The sequence below is a fragment of the Niallia laureatilytica genome (genome assembly GCF_046613985.1).
In the GTDB taxonomy this organism is placed as follows: Bacteria; Bacillota; Bacilli; order Bacillales; family Cytobacillaceae; genus Niallia.
The window spans coordinates 436,243-455,317 of record NZ_JBKKHP010000001.1 but is presented as its reverse complement, the minus strand read 5'-3'; the positions used below and the strand labels follow the sequence as shown (position 1 = coordinate 455,317).

The following is a 19,075-nucleotide window of genomic DNA, read 5'->3' as shown; positions in this document are numbered from 1 at the left end:
TAGAAAAGGAGAACCAATGAAAATTATTGATGCTCACATCCATTTGTCTAATATCGAATCATTTAAAGAAACAGCAAAATCATTGTCTAAAGTTGATTACAGCACGGACGGAGTTCAATCAGAAATGAAAGATGCGAATATTGTCTTAGCAATTGGCATGGGAGTGACAGAAACGCCGCATATGGGCTTTCCCGACTATAAGGCCCAAACACCGATGGGGCTTGATCTTGGAGATATACTGCCGCCTAATATCGTCTATTGTGCCGGAGTTAATCCATACAAGCTAGATTCTTTTTCTATCAGAGAACTGGAACGGGAAATCCACAAGGATCATGTAGTCGGCATAAAGATTTATTTAGGCTATTATCCGTTCTATGCCTATGATAAAGTATACAATCCTGTGTATGAACTAGCGGAAAAGTATAACTTGCCAGTTGTGTTTCATACTGGAGATACATACTCCGAAAGAGGGTTGTTGAAATATTCCCATCCGCTTGCAATTGATGAAGTTGCGGTGAAATATCGCAATATTCGTTTTATGATGGCCCATTTTGGCGATCCATGGACATTGACTGGTGCAGAGATTTTATATAAAAACCGAAATGTTTATGCTGACCTTTCCGGGCTGGTTGTTGGGGCAAGAGCGGAGTTAGAGAAGGCGCAAGAAGGAATATTTTTACAGCATTTAAGGCATGCGCTCGTATATGCCAACTCCTATGATAAGCTTTTGTTCGGGACAGATTGGCCGTTAGCTCCATTCCAACCATATATTGAATTTATTCAAAACCTTATTCCGAGTGAGTATCATGAAGATGTGTTTTATAACACAGCCTTGAAGGTTTTTCCAAAAATCAAGAAGTTTCTTTATGGTTGATTTTTAAAAAAACATTAGGGACTATCTTAAAAAGATAGTCCTATAAGCATTATTAATTTGGAAAATGGAAAAACTACTACCTACACAATAGGTAGCAGGTGTATAAAATGAAAACTATTTTAGCTTGTTTTTTTATCTTAATACTCATGGGTTCTATCTCCTGTTTTGCTAAAGAAACAATAGACTATGGGAATTATGAAGTAGATTTACCAGAGAAAGAATTAACTCTTAAAGAAGCGTATAATTTAGGATTAGAACTAGGGAAAAAATTCGATAAAGAAGCAATTCTTTTATTTATGAACAGTGTTGATGATGAAACTTTAAGTGGCTATAATGGAAAAAAAGGAAATTGGCAAGGCGTGTTTGCTTTACCATCAGTTAAACGCCAGATGGTATTTGTTATTGAAAAAGGCAAACATAAAAGTCACAGAATAATTGGCAATTCCGATGAACTAACTATTCCACATTTAGAAATTAATATTGATAGTAGTCAAATTATTAAAAATGCCGTTGAAAAATATCATTTGCAACCAAGCCCAAAAGATGCCCCTTTCTCACACGGATATCATTTTAGATTAATGCGAGATGAAAATTACATTTTTCTTGGTGTAGATGGAAAAATAAATGGTCTAAATGCAGAGGTTTTATTTAATCCTAAAACCGGCGAATACTTAGGACTTACAAAAGAAAATAAATAACTTATGCCTCTATTAACGAGAGCATTAACCCAATTACGATTAATGCTCTTTTTCGAATATTGTTATTAAAAAAATACTAAGAAGAAATTGTTATTTAGATTGGCTATGTTAAAGTATACACATATGCTCATATAATCACGTTCATATGACTAAAGTATAAGAATAGAATAGTTTAGAAGGTTGAAAAAATTAACGATGAAAATGTAATATATAGCATTGCTTATGATTTAAAAAGTTCTTACAAGAGCTTTGGAACAGGACATAAGTTAATTACTTTAGAGAAAAATCCGGTTACAAGCAAAAGAACTTGGTATATCACGAAAATCGTTACATTGTATAAACAATATGAAGGAGTTACACCAGCTGAAACAATAATCAAATAAAGTTAGGAGTCTATGCTCCCTATACCTACTTAGAACTTGGAAATGCAGTTACCAAGTTTTTTTCTCTTCCTAAAATGCCGTATCTCTAAGTCGTAAAGTTTCTGCTGTTTCCCAAGTTCCGTTAACACTTGCTAGGATAAGCATTTGTTTTTTCTTACTTAATTCACTCTCTGTATTCCTATTGTCAAGGAACTGAAACCATACTAAATATAATAGTAAATACTTTGTAGAAACTCAAATTAAACCGACGTATCCATTTCTTTAAACGGGAATGGTAACTATTAATATTGTTTAAATGGTAGATTCCTTTCTTTACATATTCTTTCTTGCTGCCATTTATAATGCTGAATTTACTGTTGTCGTAAAAAAGCTCTGCCGCATCACTCCCTCTCATACAAATGGCCCGTTCCCCTAAAAGATGTGTTTCAAATATATCAGACTGATAAGCTTGACATCTGTTTGATACAAATTGATAGCCTTCCTATAGCACGTCTAAGCTGTGATCTATTCCTGCTTCTTTTGGCATTGAGTTAGACATCTTTTTATCTTCCGCTTTCTATTGTTTAGTTATCTTTTTCCTCTTTTGCAAACTTTAAACGAGATAGGAAAAGAGTATCGGTGCTTCAAACGGTTTTGTAGTTGATTTTTTTCATTCGTGTTACAATATTTCGGTAGGATATAGATAGGAGTTCATTCAAATAATGGATATCATTCAATTAACAGAGAATTTTGTGAAAGATAAATTAAAAGATGATGTGACAGGCCATGATTGGCATCATATTGACAGAGTGCGAAATACTGCGCTTTTCATCTGTGAAAAAGAATCAAGCGGAAATCCATTTATTATAGAGCTTGCCGCTATTTTACATGATGTGGCAGATGCAAAACTGAACGAATCTAAAGAGGAAGGTACTCGGCTGCTTGAGCAGTTTTTAGAAAGTCTCCCGCTTGAACAGAATGATCGAAATCATATAGTAAGGGCAATTGCAACGGTTTCATACAGCGGCGGAAACAACGCGGAGCCAGAGTCGATTGAAGCGAAAATTGTTCAAGATGCGGACAGACTGGATGCGATTGGCGCAATCGGTATCGCTAGAACCTTTGCATATGGCGGAAAAAAGGGACATGTCATATACGATCCTTCTGTCGGTGCTAGAGAAAACATGACAGAAGAGGAATATCGGAGCGGCCAGTCTAGCACCATCCAGCATTTCTATGAAAAACTCCTGAAATTAAAGGACTTGCTTCATACGAATACAGCCAGAACGATTGCAGCAAAAAGGCATCAATTGATGGAAAATTACTTAAAAGAATTCTATAAAGAATGGAATGGTAGTTATGAAGAGTATTTCAATTGAAAATTTAACAAAAACTTACGGGGAAAAAGAATTATTTCATTCCATTTCCTTTTCTATAAGTGAAAAAGAAAGAGTTGGACTGATTGGTATTAATGGCACAGGCAAGTCATCGCTGCTGAAGATAGTGGCAGGTATCGATTTGCCTGATGAAGGCGAGATTATCGCCCCGAAAGATTACCGAATCGCATACTCCTCCCAAAGTCCGGAAATCCATCCCGAAATGACTGTTTTAGATTATGTGTATACAGGTGATGCACCAGTATGGAAAGTGGTCCGGAATTATGAGGAAATATTGCTCAAGTTAGAAAAGGACCCGGAAAATAATAAGCTGCACGGCGAGCTGTTCGAGATCCAAAAAAGAATGGATGCCCAAAACGGCTGGGATGTTCATACGAATACGAAGACTGTATTAACAAAGCTTGGCGTCAGCTTTTATGACAAAAAGATTGGTGAGCTGTCAGGCGGCCAGAAAAAGCGTGTTTCTCTTGCGCAAGTCCTTATTCAAGAGCCGGATTTGCTCATTTTGGATGAGCCTACAAACCATCTTGACTTTGATGCGGTTAAATGGCTGGAAGACTATTTAGGTAAATTTAATGGTGCCCTGCTGCTTGTCACACATGACCGTTACTTCTTAGACAAGGTTACCAACCGGATGTTTGAGCTAGAGGGAGGCAATTTATACAGCTATAAAGGCAATTATGCAGAGTTTCTGCAAGCAAAGGCAATCAGAGAAGAAAACGAGGCAGCAACTATTGATAAACAAAAGAATTTGTTCAGACGAGAGCTGGAATGGATTCGCAGAGGTGCTAAAGCCCGTTCAACTAAACAAAAAGCAAGAATTCAGCGCTTTGAAGAATTAGATGACAAACTTGCATCCGTTCAGGATAAAGGCAAGCTTGATATTTCCTTAAAAGGCAGCAGGCTAGGTAAACAGGTTTTTGAGCTTGTGTCTGCTTCCAAATCCTTTGAAAACAAAACGATTCTGAAGGACTTTAATCTCCTTGTAAAGCCTGGAGACAGAATTGGCATTATCGGTCATAATGGTACAGGAAAATCAACGCTGCTTAACATTCTTGCTGGCAAGATTCCGCTAGACCATGGTGACTATATTATTGGACAAACAGTGAAAATTGCTTACTATACGCAGGAAAACGAAGAAATGGACCAATCAAAGCGCATGATTGAGTATTTAAAGGAGACGGCTGAAATCATTGAGACAACAGACGGGAAAACGATCTCTGCTGCACAAATGCTCGAAAGATTCTTGTTTCCGCCCCATACGCATGGAACCATTATCGGCAAGCTGTCTGGCGGGGAAAGACGAAGATTATACTTGCTGAAAATACTAATGGGCGAGCCGAACGTCCTGCTTTTAGACGAGCCGACGAATGATCTTGATACACAAACACTGATGGTGTTGGAGGATTATTTAGATGAGTTCAAAGGTGTTGTTATTACAGTATCCCATGACCGCTATTTCCTAGATAAAGTAGCGCAAGAGCTGTTAGTGCTCAGAGGCGGAGGTAATATAGAGAGCTACTACGGCAATTACACCGAATATCTCCAATCCGAAAAACAAAAAGAGCAGGCAGAAAAAGCGGTGAAGGAAAAGCCGAAGCAGCAAGAACAGCCGAAACAGAAGAAGGTTAAACTAAGCTATAATGAACAACGAGAATGGGCGACAATCGACAGTGATATAGAAAACTGCGAAAGCCGCCTTGAAGCGATTGAAACAGAGATGGAAAACACAGGAAGTGACTTTGAAAAAGCCAACGCTCTGCTTAAAGAACAAGAAGAATTAAATGAGAAATTGGAATTTTTAATAGAACGGTGGAGCTATCTGTCTGAGATTGCTGAAAGTTAACCGTTAAAAAATGATTTTGAGGGGGATTTTTTGATGAAAATTATGGCGATTGAACCTACTCCTAGCCCGAATACGATGAAAATCAATTTAAATGAAGAGCTGCCGATGGGAACAAGCAATAACTATAAAAAGGACAATGCCGAAGAAGCACCGAAGGTAATCCAGGACATTCTGGCAATTGAAGGTATTAGAGGGGTTTACCATGTTGCTGATTTCTTGGCAGTTGAACGAAATGCCAAATATGACTGGAAGGAACTTCTTGCCCAAGTACGAAATGCTTTTGGGGAAGAAGCAGAAAGTTTAGAAAAAGAGCCGGAAGTGAACGAGCATTTCGGTGAAATAAAAGTGCTTGTGCAAATGTACAAAGGGATACCTATGCAAGTAAAGCTGACGGATGGAACGGAAGAAAAGCGTTACGGCTTGCCAGAGCAATTCATGAAGGCCGTTTCAGAGGTAAGAATGCCGCAAGATAATGTTGTGGCAAGCAGAAAATGGCAGGAATTCGGAGTGCGCTACGGTGAGTTTGACGAAATTGGTCAAGCTGTCCAAGAGGAAATGATGGCTGCATATCCTGATGAAAGAATTGCAAGCCTAGCAGAAGCTGCAAAGAACCCAGAAACAGCAGAAGCAACTTTGAACAAGCGGGAAAAAATCAAACTGACCTTTCAAGATTTAGAGCATGAAGATTGGAAGATTAGATATCAGAGATTAGAACAAAGTGAGGATCCGACGGTTGATGATATACCAGTGTTAACGGCAGCACTTGATGATGAAAAGCCGTCCATTCGCAGGCTGGCAACAGTATATCTCGGAATGATTGAAGATGTAATCGTGCTGCCGTCCCTTTATAAAGCACTTCAAGATAAAACGGTAACAGTAAGACGAACTGCAGGTGACTGCTTGTCAGATTTAGGCTTCTCTGAAGCAATGGAAGAAATGATGAAAGCTTTAGATGACAAAAGCAAGCTTTTAAGATGGCGTGCTGCAATGTTCTTGTATGAAGTGGGAGATGAAAGGGCTTTGCCATCATTAAAGGCTCATGAAGATGATCCTGAATTTGAAGTAAGTCTGCAAATTAAAATGGCTATCGAAAGAATTGAGCTTGGAGAAGAGGCGAAAGGTTCTGTCTGGAAACAGATGACTGAAGCACGCAAGCAGGATTGACTTTAGAAAATATTTCTTGTTGGACTAATTGTGTTTAGACTCCCCGTTAAAAGGAATACATTCACTAGTATTTCTTTTAGCGAGGTGTTAAAAAACATGAATAAACAGTCAGAAGAAGAAGAAAATCATGTTATCTCTATCGGTTCTTTAGCTATCATTTTAAAGGATAAATATCAGGCGATATATACAATCAATGATATCCTGATTGGACTGTTATTCCTGTTAGGAACGATTTTCAACATGCTGTTGAGCTGGAAGATAACAGGTGCCGTTCTTTATATCTCAGGAAGCGTCTTGCTTCTTATTCGTCCAGTTATCCGAACATGTCATCTTTTACAGGTAAAAAGAGTGGGAAAAGAAAAAAGAAAGAAACACGCCTAATCAGATTCATTTCGTTGCATGTATGCATTTCATTATTGTATGCTTATAGCACATGCATAAATAAAGGAGGAAAATAGTAATGTCGATGGCATATGAAGAATATATGAGACAAATGGTAAAGCCGATGCGAGCAGAGCTTGTGCACGCAGGTTTTCAGGAATTAACAACAGAAGAAGAGGTAGAGGAGTTTATCAGCAGCAATAAAGGAACTTCACTGGTTGTTGTTAATTCTGTATGTGGGTGTGCTGCTGGTCTTGCAAGACCTGCTGCAACACAGGCCGTATTACAAGCAGAGAAAAAACCGGATAATCTTATTACAGTATTTGCAGGTCAAGATAAAGAAGCGACTGCAAGAATGAGGGAGTTCTTTGGAGATATCGAGCCATCATCTCCTTCTATGGCTTTAATTAAAGACAATCAGGTTGTCCATTTTATCCCTCGTTATGATATTGAAGGCAACTCCATGGAAGCGATTATGGAAAATTTGATGTCTGCTTTCGAACAAAACTGCTAATAATAAAAGCAATAGAACAAGCAAAGAGGGGCACACTAGCAGCCCCTCTTTTTTTCTTATAAAGGCAATTCCTTTTAAGTGTTAAGAAAGGTGAATGAAAATGATAGTTACAACTGCAGGAAGAACAAATCAAGAAATGATAGACAAAGCGAAAACGGCAGCAGCCTTGCTGCAGTGCAGCTATGTGGACAGAAATAAAAGGACAGTCAAATCTCTGATCACTAAGTATCAAGAAGATGTGTTAGTGGCGGGCAAGGAAAGATATGAACTGTTTGCAGCAAATGCGAGCGAGCCTTTTTTCTTTCATCCTAGCTCTGCAATGTTCCGAATTAAAAGACTGCAAAAAGAGGAGCATGATCCTTTCGTTGATGCTTGCAATCTAACAGAGGGAAAGTCTCTTTTTGACTGTACGCTCGGCTTAGCATCTGACAGCATTATCGCAAGCTTTGCAGTTGGAAAATCAGGAGCAGTTGAAGGAGTGGAAGCAAGTCCGGTCATTGCCTTTATTGTCAAAGAAGGTCTTGCTGTCTGGCAGTCCCATGATGAGCAAATGGATGAAGCTATGCGAAGGGTGAAGGTGACGAGCGGACATGCACTTGATGAGCTGAGAAAAAAAGAGACAAACAGTATCGATTGTGTGTATTTAGATCCAATGTTTGAGGAAAGCATTGATTCAGATGGAATTAAACCATTAAAGCATTTAGCTGTTTATGAAGAATGGACAACCACGATGATAGAAGAAGCACGCCGTGTCGCCAAAGAAAGGGTTGTACTGAAGGACCATTATAAAAGCACGCGCTTTGAAGCCTTTGGTTTTCAGCGAATACAGCGGAAAACAGCCAAATTTCACTATGGCATCATTGAATTATAGGGAAAATTAAGGATAACAGGCTATAATTTTTAAATAATACTGTATAAATAGTGGCTGAATAATTGTACTTTATTATATACTTGAATAGTACTGTATATATATTAGAGCACCATTAAACAAAGAAAAAAACTGGCTTTACATAGGATTAACAGGATTTTTGAAAGTGAGGTGTTTACAATGCCTAATTGGATTCGAAAAAGTCTTGTTGTCTTTGTGTCGATCTTAACATTTGGACTGGTAACTCCGTCCCCTTCCGCTTTTTACAATACCAGCAATGGTGATGAAAAAAAGCCTGCTGATGAAAGCAAGCTGCCAGTCTCTTCAGAAGAATTAACCCTTGATACGGGGATTCTGGATGAGCGTTCGGAAAGGGATAAGGTCGTGGGCAAGCTGATGGAAGAAGCAGAAGTGCAAAGCTATACGAAATTCGGGAGCAAGATTAAACCGGTGATTGAGGATGAATTCAGAATTGCAATTTTACCGAATATTGAAAAAGCGATTAACAATGTGACTTCAAGCTTCCCTGATGAAGATTTGAGCCAGCTTACGGTTACAGAAATGCCGAGCCCTGGGACGAGCGAGCGGATTTTCCACATAGTGAAAGAAAATCAAGACGTGATTCGCTTTCATGTAAGAAGGGATCGCCCCCCGCAAGATGGCTATTGGTTCAATTTTCATTATCACACGTTTCAGGATAATTTCCAAAATCATTATGCACTAGGCAATATCTACTGGGATAAAAATACTCCGCCTAAATGGATGAGTTAAAAAAAAATCCCGACAAATAATAAAAATGCGAAACTATTGAAGCATTTGAAACGTAGATAATAAAAATGAAAAAAATGGAGGAATTAATCATGGCAATCAGTTTATCAAAAGGACAAAAAGTAGACTTAACAAAAGGAAACCCAGGATTAACGAAAGTTATCGTAGGACTTGGCTGGGATGTAAACAAGTATGACGGCGGAAATGACTTCGACTTGGATACTTCTGTATTTTTGCTTGGTGACAACGGTAAAGTAACATCTGAAGCTGATTTTGTATTCTACAACAACACATCTGGCGGAAACGGATCTGTCGTTCACTCTGGTGACAACCGAACTGGAGCAGGAGACGGTGATGATGAGCAAATTATTATTGACCTTCAAGCAGTGCCTGCAAGTGTTCAAAAGATTGCTTTTACTATTACAATTCATGACGGTGACGCACGAAACCAAAACTTCGGACAAGTTTCTAACTCATATGCGCGTATTCTGAATGAACAAAATAATGAAGAGCTTATCCGCTATGACTTAGGAGAAGATTTCTCTATTGAGACAGCGCTTGTTGTCGGAGAACTTTATCGCCATAACAACGAATGGAAATTCAGTGCAATCGGAAGCGGCTACCAAGGCGGCTTGGCAGCATTAGCAACAGATTTCGGACTGCAAGTCGGCTAATCTGTTAGTTGCTTTTAGAGGGGATAACCTTTTCAATTGCCTTTCCATTTGATTGCAGATAAAAAAATACAAAACTGATACAGCGATCAATGAGGAGGAACTTACACGAATGGATGCTATTATTCAATCCTTTATCGAAACATATTCTATGTTTTTTGATTGGGAAGCGTGGGGAAGAGTACTGTCAGACCCAGTGAGCTGGGGATATATTGGAACACTTATAATTTTGGAAGGACTGCTATCAGCTGATAACGCACTTGTGCTTGCTGTTATGGTTAAGCATCTTCCGCCTGAAAAACGTAAAAAAGCTCTTTTCTACGGTTTGCTTGGAGCATACATATTCCGCTTCATCGCAATTGGAGTCGGTGTATTACTAATTAAATTGTGGTGGGTAAAGGTACTCGGTGCAGCGTACTTGGCGTATTTAGCAATCAAGTACTTTATCGATAAACGAAAAGAGAAGGAAGCAGCAGAAAACGAAGAAGAATCGCATGGCATTAACCAAAATGGTTTGTTAATCCGCTTGTTCGGTACATTTTGGGGAACAGTTGTCGCTGTTGAGCTAATGGATATTGCCTTTTCAGTAGACAGCGTTCTTGCCGCTTTCGGTGTCAGCAACGAAGTATGGGTGCTGCTTGTCGGCGGTATGCTCGGCGTTCTGATGATGCGCGGAGTTGCAGGTGTATTCCTGAAATTGATTGACCGTGTGCCAGAATTGGAAAGCACAGCATATATTTTGATTTTAATTATTTCTGTAAAGATGTTCTTAGGTGTGTTTGGTGTTCATGTACACCATATTGTATTCTTTGGCATATTAATTATCGCTTTCGCAGCAACATTTGTTGTTCATAATCGTAATAAGAAAAAAGCAGAGCAAGGCGAAGCTTAATAAAGTAACGAGAGAGAAGGGGTATGACAAGTTGTCATCCCTTCTTTTTTCCATCTAAAGACAGAATCCTCATGTTATTACAAATTTACCCATAACAAGAAAATATTAATGCAAGAAAACCGATATTATATTAAAATAAAAGGTAATTTCTAATTTTTTTTATATAATAATTATCAGAATAGTCTAATCACAAAAGGCTTTATAGTGGAATGGAGTTACTGAAATGAAATTATTTTCCGATTTAAATAATCAGCTTGTTGAAAAGCTTTTTTATAAGGAGCCTGAGGAATTGTCGATAACTTCTGATAAGGAGATTTTATCCTATGCCCTTGCCTCCACCCTGTATATGCCTGCAACTAGACCAAATATTTATCATGATCTTCTGATAAACAAGCATCCCGGCTTAACATCAATGGTTATATGCTTAGAAGATTCTATCGGTGATCATGAAGTAGAGCTTGCAGAAGCGAAATTAAAAGAAGAGCTGCTTAACATAAAGGCAAGTATAGAGCAGGGAATATTAGTGAAAAGCAAAATGCCAATGATTTTTATTAGAATTCGCTCTGTTGACCAGTTTTTACGGCTGATGAACGCTCTTAAAGATTGTATGCATTTGCTGACAGGTATTGTGATTCCTAAGTTTGATGCCCAAATTGGCAGCATCATTTTGCAAGAATTGGATTCCTATAATACGAAGGGGAATTTGCTGTATGCAATGCCGATACTAGAAACGAAGAAAATAATAGAAAAAGAGACTAGGCTCGAAGAACTGTTATCGATTAAAAAAGTTCTTGATACATATAAACATCTTATTTTAAATGTCCGCATTGGAGCGACTGATTTTTGCGGTCTTTATGGCATTCGGAGAAACAGTGATACAACGGTGTATGATGTGGCCATTATCCGCGATTGCATCACAGATATCATCAATGTATTTTTACGCGCTGACAGTCCATATGTTGTTTCAGGACCAGTTTGGGAGTACTTTTCTTCCAAAGAGAGAATGCTGATACCACAGCTGCGGGAAACGCCATTTAGAAAAAGATACGGCAAGGCAGGCATGCAGATGAGAACACAGCTTATTGATAAGCATATGGATGGCTTGATTAGAGAAGTACTGATGGACATTACGAATGGCCTGACAGGAAAAACAATCATTCACCCAACCCATATTAAGCCTGTACAAGCGTTAAATGTTGTCAGCTATGAGGAATATTTGGACGCGGCAAATATAATTGCAAGCAGTAATGGAGAGATTGGAGTAATGAAAAGCTCCTTCTCCAATAAAATGAATGAAATAAAGCCCCATTTCTATTGGGCTCAGAAAATCATGCTAAAATCTAGAGTTTATGGGGTGTTCCATGAAGAATTTACATACATTGACTTACTCAAACAAGAAAATTTTATTGCCAATTCTAAATGATTTAAAGATGCATATTGAAATAAAGGAAAATCCATTTGAGCTGCATGCAGAAGAACTATTTCAAATGGCGGCAAGAATCAATAAAAAAAGGTCGTTTTTGTTTGTCAGCAGGCTATTAGGAAAACATATTCCGATTAAACCACAGCTTGGATTATGGACGGGTTTCGCGCTTGCTGCCAGATATGAAGAATTAAAGATAGATAGTCTATCTGCAAAAAGAGAGGAATTGCTTGACTGCTATCATCATTCCATTGCGAATTTTCAGGATGCCCCTTTCATCAGGAAGGAGACGGCTGATCCTGTTATTATCGGGTTTGCCGAAACAGCAACTGCACTGGGCCACAGTTTCTATAAAGCATTTCAACATGCGTCCTTTTTTCACACGACTCGGGAGTTAGTGGAGGGTATGGAATCGATAATTTCTTTTGAGGAGGAGCACTCCCATGCTACGTCTCATCGCTGCTATATAGATGTTTCCATGCTTGATAATACTCGCGAAGTCATTCTTGTTGATGATGAACTGACGACAGGAAAGACTGCCATTAATATTATTAAGGATATTCAGGGGAAATTCCCGCGGAAAGAGTATACAATTGTCTCCATTCTGGATTGGCGCAGCAAAGAAAATGACCAAAAGCTAAAACAGTTAGAGCAGGAGCTCAAGATTAATATTCGCATTGTGAGTCTATTAAAGGGAGAATTCAGTCTTGAAGGAGCGCTGCAAATCGAAGATATTCAACAGGAAACAAATCCTTTAATCACGGATAATGTGGAGACGGAGTTTATTTCGCTTGATGATTTTACGGAAAACAGCCAGCTTCCTTATTACTCACGAACATTAGCAGGCAAGGAAAATCCTGGCTATTACTTAGGGGATACTGGAAGATTCGGACTTCTGTCAAGTGAAAATCACTGGATGGATAAAGCAGCTGATTACTTGGCTAAAAAGAGACTTGGCACCCAAACACTCTGTATTGGAACTGGCGAGTTTATGTATATTCCAATGAAAATTGCAAGTCTAATGGGACAGGGTGTTTCCTACCAATCCAGCACGAGAAGCCCGATTTATCCTCATAATGAAAACCATTATGGAGCCAAAACAGCCATCCATTTTCTAAACCCTGAAGATGAGCATATAGACCATTATTTATACAATATTCCGTCTTATGCATACGATGATATTTTTATATTCTTTGAGAGAAAAGTGGAAGAAGATAAGCTTCAGCTCTTGCTTGCAAAGCTTAAAGAAACGGGAGTAAAAAAAATAAATGTGGTGCATTGCAGTGGGAGGTAGTGTAGATGATGGAAAAGACCGATCTAAAAAAGTTTGGCTCTTATAAAGAGGAAGATGTTGTTTTTCTGTTAAAGGATTTAAGCAGCTTAAATTTAGAAGGCGATACAGAGGAGCGGGAGCGCCGCATTCAGGGTGGACAGCATTACAGTGAAACGCTGCCGAAGGAATATAATCCTCCAGAAAAATATCTCCAAGTTTTTTGGGAAACTCTGGATGAATATAAGGAGAAGGTTGCCTTTTGCACTGCTGTTGTTGCTGAGCAGATTTACAGAAAAAAGGGCAATAATACGGTGCTTGTCTCTTTAGCTAGGGCAGGAACACCGATCGGTATATTGATTAAACGTTACTTAGAGCAGAAATACAGCATGAGCTTCCCGCATTATAGCATTTCCATCATCAGAGACAGAGGGATTGACGAAAATGCTCTTCTGTACATCCTAAAAACACATCCTGAGGGCAATATTCAATTTATCGATGGCTGGACAGGCAAAGGAGCCATTTCCATCGAATTAACTAAATCTCTAGCTGAATTCAAAGACAGCCACGGATTTGAGCTTGATGATGCACTCGCTGTAGTGGCAGACCCTGGGCATTGCACAAATTTATATGGAACAAGAGAGGATTTTCTAATTCCAAGCGCATGTTTAAATTCAACAGTCTCTGGTCTTATCAGCAGAACCGTGCTGAATGATGCCTATATAGGTGAGTCAGATTTCCATGGTGCAAAATTTTACGAAGAACTAACAGAATATGACGTCTCAGAGAAGTATTTGGAAGAAATCACTTCTGAGTTTCATCATATTGATACAGAAAAATTGGAGCAGGCAATTTCGGATGTTATAAAAGAAGAGGAAGTTTCTTTCAAGGGAATGAAGGAAGTCCTCGAAATGAAAGAATCTTTCGGAATTGAAACAGTTAATTACGTAAAGCCAGGAGTCGGAGAGACGACTAGGGTGCTTTTAAGGAGAGTTCCGTGGAAAATTCTCATGAAAGACCCAAGTAGCCCATATGTGCGCCATATTGTTTTGCTTGCAAAAGAACGAAATGTGGAAATCATTCCATATCCTCAAATGAGCTATACATGCTGCGGTCTTATTAAAAAGGTTGGTGCTAAATGATGATGATGTTCGCGTCAGACTTAGACAGAACCTTGATTTATTCAGAACGCGCTCTGTCTGAAATGGGAACTCCATTAAATGAAAGCATGGTACCTGTTGAAAGATTAAAGGGAAACTATATCTCCTATATGAAGACAGATGCACTAAGAAAATTAAAGGAGCTTGCATCTCAGCTGCAATTTGTGCCTGTGACGACAAGAACGTATGAGCAATATAAGCGTATCTTTATTTTCGAAGAGAACATTCCAATCACCTACAGTGTGACCTCCAATGGTGCGAATATCCATTATAAAGGAGAAATATTGTCAGATTGGACGAAAGAAGTTCAGGTAAAGCTTGCAGAGCAATGTATTGAAAAAGAAAAACTGATGGAATTAGTCAACGGGCAAGCCTTACCTGGTTCTATGAAAATAGCAGATGATCTCTTCTTTTATTATATATTAGAACAGCAAATAACTTCTGAGACGAAAAAACTGATTGGAAAGATAGCATCAGAAAATGGCTGGAAGGTTTCCCTGCAAGGGCGAAAGCTGTATTTTATGCCAGCACCTGTGTGTAAAGGAGAAGCCGTAAAATTTATCCAAAAAAGAGAAGGCATCAAAATTACAGCAGGGGCAGGAGACTCTCTCCTTGATTTTCCTTTACTGGATGCTTGTACTCATGCTTGGATGCCAAAGCATGGTGAATTAGCAGACGAAGTGCGAGATGCTAATCGTTATAATCTTACTAATTTCTCTGGTGCTGATGCTGGTGAAGAAATCATCGAAACGGTGCACCGGCTTTATAAGAGGAGTGCTACTCCTCTGTTGGAGAATCTTTAAACCATTTGGAAAGCAAGCGATAGATGCCAATAAAAACAGAATAAAAAATAAAAAAGGTGAATATTCCTAGCAAAAGAGACTTGAAGGTCACACTTATGGCAAAACTGATTATTAAACTGATAAAAAACAAATCAAAGAAAAGATAGGTTTTGGAACTTATAACTTGCTCCAATTGTTCCAGTTCTGACTCGAGTTCATGATAAGACTTTTTTCGATATAATGATCTCATATTATAACACCTGCTTAGCCTAGATTTACTGTATAATATGCAATTGCTTCAAAATGGTGAGACGTTAAAAAGGATTGAACATAGGTATATAAAGCCCAAAAGATATTGCTTGGAAGGCTAGAAAGTTAAGCAGTGCTTAAAAAATATGAAACTTTTTAGACTAGTAAACGTACTAATTTATATACGGTAAATATTTAGCAATATCTATATACTTTTGCTATGATACATATAAAGCCTTTTCAAATCACAAGGCCATATTTAACAGAGCAGTTCGTTTAGGGAAGTGGGAAAATGAATGTTAATTTACACACGCTGAATGGGCAGATACTTCCTGTATCAATGGAAAACTGGTATACAACATTGCAGCAGCCGCCAAAAAGCAGGCCGCTCTATAAAGAAGAAAATGGTGTCATCACATTCGGACAAGTGCTTGTAAAGCTGCTTGGCGTTCCGATGGATGAAGACGAATACTATAACCAGCTGTATGATTGGGTCAGTCAAGATGACAGCAGGCTTGTGCTTATCAGCAACCATCACTTGAATAGGGTGCTTGACAACAAGCATTTTCAGGCGATTCAAAGAGTGCTGAATTTGCTGCAAGAACAAAATCTTTCGGTCAATCGCTTTGTCGCTTTTTTAGATGGAGAGAATTTGCTGTTGAAATCTCAAGTCCCGTCCATTCATAGGAAATTAAGGGAAGGGATGATTAAGGTTTTGGAGCGATTTGCAGAAGCAGAGCCGAGTGGCTTAAAAAGCAGCGAATTGCGAAGAATTCTTGTCGATGTCATTAAATGGTCCATCAATCATCTTGAACCGAGTCTTGAAGAGTGCAGAGCGGAAGATCGGCTGCCGCAATTTTTGTGGTACGGGACAGGCAGCAAAAGCCAGGCTTATTTTTTGACATACTTGGCTACAATAGGCTGTGATTTAGTGGTCGTCAGTCCAAATGGTGATGACATCCTCACACAAATATCCGGTGAAGGACAGCCGGCTTTTACACATATATATCCGCAAGCAAAAGAGGCAGAAGAGTTTCCAACTGAAAAACGGCGGAGAACGGCAACGGTTGCGTACAGAGCGTCCAAAGAAATTGAAAGCATTCTTAACCATGAAGGTTCTGGCCTATATAAACCATGGCAACTAAGGGATTATACTCCTACTTCTGTCACCTTAAAAACGACATATGATGAGCTTTTTTTGTTGGAGAAAGAAAAAGCAATGATTCGCCCTAACTTTGAAGTCAGCAATGGAGTAGTGAAAATTCCAACTATTTTTGCTAAAGTATTTGGTGTAAGCAGCAATAGAAAGGAATACTGGGATCGGATGCATAGTCTTGTAAATGTCGACCATGCTCTTTTAATCAAGAATTTCCCGTTTACAAGAGCTGTTGTCAGTGATTACCGTTTCCACTACCGAAGTGCCCTCGACAGAGAAGGGAAATTAGATATTAACAAAATGATGACAGCTAATTACTGGAACTATAGCCGCTTGCCGCTAGGGCTGCAAAAGGGAATTGCCTCAAGCATACGCACAATATGCGATAAGCCGCAGCTGAAGCCCTTGCCGAATGAGACAGAAGAGGAAGCAGCCATATTTCTGTTTACACAAGGGCTGATTATTCCTGCAGATATCCTGAAGCTGCTTCAGAAGTTTGACTATTCACAGGATGTGCCGAGTGTCATTCTCTACAAAACAGAGCTTAACGGTCTGTTCACAAGGGAAGATGCGGCTATATTGCTTTTACTGAATTCATTCGGTGTAGATATTATCGTTTATAATCCGCCAGGTCATTCAGATATGGAGACATTCATTCAAGAAGGCTCCTATGATGCTCACTGGCTGGAGGATGTTGTTTTCGATATGGAATATAAGGAAGAATCATTCTTTAAGAAAATGATTCTAAACGGCTTCAAAAAAAATAGAAGGGGAGATTAGCAGTGAATATGCAATCATCTAATTCTTCAAGTAATGAACATCAAGTGATAGATGTGTTAACGGAAAATAAGGTTTCTGAAATCAAGCTTTCGTTAAGAAATGAGCCTGAAGTGCAGCAATTGGCAAGATCGATTGACGAAAGAGACCAAATTCAAATATTGGAGTTCGGAAAAGAGCCTGCTGTCCAAATTTCGAAATTCTCTGATCAAATTTTAGGGAATATGAGAATGACAAAAGTTGAAGACTCAGGTGAACTTTTGAAACAGCTCGGCAGAATCATGGATAAATTTGATAAGAAGGATTTTGAACAATCCTCAAAAGGACTTTTCGGGAAGCTATTTAAGAAAAGCGAAAAATTAATGGAGAAGCTATTCGGCAAGTACCAGTCTATGGGGCAGGAAATCGATAAAGTATATGTCGAAATCTCTAAGTACCAAAATGAGATGGTCGAGTCGACAAATATGCTCGATAATATGTATGAGCAAAACTATCAGTATTACTTAACACTCGAGAAGTATGCTGTTGCAGGTGCGATGAAATCTGACCAGCTGAAAGAGGAAGTGCTACCTCCAATTGAAGCAAAAGCAATTCAAGGCGATCAGCTTGCAGCCATGCAGCTCGATACATTGCGCAATGCAATCGAGCTTATCGACCAACGCGTGTATGACTTGGAAATGGCTAAAATGGTTGCCCTGCAGACAGCACCGCAAATCAGATTGCTGCAGCGGGGAAATACGAAGCTGATAGGTAAAATAAACTCTGCATTTGTAACGACAATTCCAATCTTCAAAAATGGTTTGATTCAAGCTGTTGCCGCTAAAAGACAGAAGCTTGTAGCAGACAGTATGAGCGAGCTTGACCGCCGTACAAATGAGATGCTTGTCCGCAATGCGCAGAACATATCTCAGCAAAGTGTTGATATCGCAAGGCTGGCAGGTGCGCCGAGCATTAAGATTGAGACAATCGAAGAGTCTTGGAATATCATTATGAAGGGTATGCAGGAGACAAAGTCTATCGAGGAAGAGAATAAGCGACTTCGTGAAGAAGGCACAAAAAAACTCGAGCAGCTGCAAAACAATTTCAAGCAAATGAAATTAAAAGGCTAAATATAAGGGCAGAACATTTCTGCCCTACTATATAAAAAAAACAAATACATAGGGGTGGACAATATGGCAATCAATCTGCAAAAAGGACAAAAAGTTGATTTGACTAAAGGCAATCCAGGTTTATCAAAAATTATGGTAGGACTAGGCTGGGATCCTGTTCAGCAAAAGGGTGGCGGCGGCTTATTTGGCTCCTTGTTCGGCGGCGGCGGTTCTGGCGGAAATGTCGACTGTGATGCATCTGTGCTTATGCTTGATGAGAACGGGAAAGTAAAGGGCAACAGTGATGTTATTTACTTTGGCAACTTAAAGAGCAGAGATGGCAGTGTGCAGCACTCCGGCGACAACTTGACTGGAGACGGTGCAGGGGATGACGAGCAAGTTTTCGTAGAGTTGAGCCGAGTGCCTGCATCTGTTCATAGGCTTGTATTTGTTGTTAATATTTATGATGCAATCAAACGAAAACAGCATTTCGGCATGATTCAAAATGCCTTTATCCGCATTGTTAATCCAAGCTCAAACGATACTATGCTTCACTATAACTTGACAGATAATTATAATGGGATGACAAGCTTGATTGTTGGTGAACTTTACAGACACGGCCAAGAATGGAAGTTTGGCGCAATCGGATCTGGCACATCTGCTGGCAGTCTTGGTGAAGTCGTAAAATCTTATTCTTAAGGAATAGTAGCTTTAACCAGAAGAAAAAAGGAGGAG

19 protein-coding genes and 1 pseudogene are annotated in these 19,075 nt (G+C 39.1%); 18 read left to right on the top strand and 2 right to left on the bottom strand.

Translation table 11 applies throughout. From position 1 onward, the window contains the following. Positions 1 to 16 precede the first annotated feature (16 nt). Together ACLIJJ_RS02320 and ACLIJJ_RS02315 are read left to right on the top strand one after the other, a co-directional pair. Positions 17 to 874, top strand: a complete 858-nt coding sequence (locus tag ACLIJJ_RS02320; protein ID WP_237941633.1) for an amidohydrolase family protein — start codon at positions 17 to 19, stop codon at positions 872 to 874. A 107-nt stretch (positions 875 to 981) separates the two neighbouring features. Then, positions 982 to 1,572, top strand: coding sequence for a hypothetical protein (locus ACLIJJ_RS02315; protein ID WP_411410505.1), 591 nt, complete (start codon positions 982 to 984; stop codon positions 1,570 to 1,572). A 452-nt stretch (positions 1,573 to 2,024) separates the two neighbouring features. Here ACLIJJ_RS02315 and ACLIJJ_RS02310 read toward each other — a convergent pair. Further along, a pseudogene (locus tag ACLIJJ_RS02310) lies at positions 2,025 to 2,298 on the bottom strand (IS1595-like element ISSpps1 family transposase); the annotation flags it as partial. 358 nt (positions 2,299 to 2,656) lie between these two features. On the opposite strand from ACLIJJ_RS02310, the gene ACLIJJ_RS02305 reads away from it, so the two are divergent. The 13 genes from ACLIJJ_RS02305 (at position 2,657) to ACLIJJ_RS02245 (ending at position 15,091) form a co-directional block, all read left to right on the top strand. After that, positions 2,657 to 3,313 carry an HD domain-containing protein gene (locus tag ACLIJJ_RS02305; RefSeq protein ID WP_233313443.1) on the top strand — a complete coding sequence of 219 codons (657 nt, stop codon included), beginning with the start codon at positions 2,657 to 2,659 and terminating at the stop codon, positions 3,311 to 3,313. Beyond that, entirely contained in the window at positions 3,294 to 5,177 is a 1,884-nt protein-coding gene (locus ACLIJJ_RS02300; RefSeq protein WP_233313444.1) for an ABC-F family ATP-binding cassette domain-containing protein, read from the top strand. Before ACLIJJ_RS02305 ends, ACLIJJ_RS02300 begins: the two co-directional genes overlap by 20 nt. A 33-nt stretch (positions 5,178 to 5,210) precedes the next feature. Further along, entirely contained in the window at positions 5,211 to 6,341 is a 1,131-nt protein-coding gene (locus tag ACLIJJ_RS02295; protein WP_411410624.1) for a conserved virulence factor C family protein, read from the top strand. A 96-nt stretch (positions 6,342 to 6,437) separates the two neighbouring features. Then, positions 6,438 to 6,722: a YrhK family protein gene (locus tag ACLIJJ_RS02290; RefSeq protein WP_233313448.1), complete on the top strand. Its 285-nt coding sequence runs from the start codon at positions 6,438 to 6,440 to the stop codon at positions 6,720 to 6,722. Positions 6,723 to 6,801: 79 nt separating this feature from the next. Next, positions 6,802 to 7,236, top strand: a complete 435-nt coding sequence (locus ACLIJJ_RS02285) for a BrxA/BrxB family bacilliredoxin (RefSeq protein ID WP_233313449.1) — start codon at positions 6,802 to 6,804, stop codon at positions 7,234 to 7,236. Positions 7,237 to 7,336: 100 nt separating this feature from the next. After that, positions 7,337 to 8,107 carry a class I SAM-dependent methyltransferase gene (locus ACLIJJ_RS02280; RefSeq protein WP_341077456.1) on the top strand — a complete coding sequence of 257 codons (771 nt, stop codon included), beginning with the start codon at positions 7,337 to 7,339 and terminating at the stop codon, positions 8,105 to 8,107. Positions 8,108 to 8,284: 177 nt separating this feature from the next. Continuing rightward, positions 8,285 to 8,875: a YpjP family protein gene (locus ACLIJJ_RS02275; protein WP_233313451.1), complete on the top strand. Its 591-nt coding sequence runs from the start codon at positions 8,285 to 8,287 to the stop codon at positions 8,873 to 8,875. An 89-nt stretch (positions 8,876 to 8,964) separates the two neighbouring features. After that, positions 8,965 to 9,546, top strand: a complete 582-nt coding sequence (locus tag ACLIJJ_RS02270) for a TerD family protein (RefSeq protein ID WP_233313452.1) — start codon at positions 8,965 to 8,967, stop codon at positions 9,544 to 9,546. Between the two features lie 109 nt (positions 9,547 to 9,655). Then, complete coding sequence (locus tag ACLIJJ_RS02265) at positions 9,656 to 10,435, top strand: TerC family protein (RefSeq protein ID WP_233313453.1); 780 nt, start codon at positions 9,656 to 9,658, stop codon at positions 10,433 to 10,435. Positions 10,436 to 10,658: 223 nt separating this feature from the next. Next, positions 10,659 to 11,858, top strand: coding sequence for an HpcH/HpaI aldolase/citrate lyase family protein (locus tag ACLIJJ_RS02260; protein WP_233313454.1), 1,200 nt, complete (start codon positions 10,659 to 10,661; stop codon positions 11,856 to 11,858). After that, the gene (locus tag ACLIJJ_RS02255) at positions 11,797 to 13,152 is read left to right on the top strand and encodes a phosphoribosyltransferase family protein (protein WP_251645398.1); all 1,356 of its coding nucleotides are present in this window, start codon (positions 11,797 to 11,799) and stop codon (positions 13,150 to 13,152) included. Before ACLIJJ_RS02260 ends, ACLIJJ_RS02255 begins: the two co-directional genes overlap by 62 nt. A 5-nt stretch (positions 13,153 to 13,157) precedes the next feature. Further along, on the top strand, positions 13,158 to 14,270 hold the full coding sequence (locus ACLIJJ_RS02250; RefSeq protein ID WP_233313456.1) for a cysteine protease StiP family protein: 1,113 nt from the start codon (positions 13,158 to 13,160) through the stop codon (positions 14,268 to 14,270). Then, positions 14,267 to 15,091: an HAD family hydrolase gene (locus tag ACLIJJ_RS02245; protein ID WP_411410504.1), complete on the top strand. Its 825-nt coding sequence runs from the start codon at positions 14,267 to 14,269 to the stop codon at positions 15,089 to 15,091. The genes ACLIJJ_RS02250 and ACLIJJ_RS02245 overlap by 4 nt, the downstream gene beginning before the upstream one ends. Here ACLIJJ_RS02245 and ACLIJJ_RS02240 read toward each other — a convergent pair. After that, positions 15,066 to 15,320: a hypothetical protein gene (locus ACLIJJ_RS02240; protein ID WP_233313458.1), complete on the bottom strand. Its 255-nt coding sequence runs from the start codon at positions 15,318 to 15,320 to the stop codon at positions 15,066 to 15,068. The genes ACLIJJ_RS02245 and ACLIJJ_RS02240 overlap by 26 nt on opposite strands. Positions 15,321 to 15,611: 291 nt before the next feature. On the opposite strand from ACLIJJ_RS02240, the gene ACLIJJ_RS02235 reads away from it, so the two are divergent. From ACLIJJ_RS02235 to ACLIJJ_RS02225, 3 genes are all read left to right on the top strand, one after another. Then, the gene (locus ACLIJJ_RS02235; RefSeq protein WP_411410503.1) at positions 15,612 to 17,255 is read left to right on the top strand and encodes a YceG family protein; all 1,644 of its coding nucleotides are present in this window, start codon (positions 15,612 to 15,614) and stop codon (positions 17,253 to 17,255) included. Between the two features lie 8 nt (positions 17,256 to 17,263). Continuing rightward, complete coding sequence (locus ACLIJJ_RS02230) at positions 17,264 to 18,361, top strand: toxic anion resistance protein (RefSeq protein ID WP_233314726.1); 1,098 nt, start codon at positions 17,264 to 17,266, stop codon at positions 18,359 to 18,361. 63 nt (positions 18,362 to 18,424) lie between these two features. After that, positions 18,425 to 19,039, top strand: a complete 615-nt coding sequence (locus tag ACLIJJ_RS02225; RefSeq protein WP_233313460.1) for a TerD family protein — start codon at positions 18,425 to 18,427, stop codon at positions 19,037 to 19,039. Positions 19,040 to 19,075 lie beyond the last annotated feature (36 nt).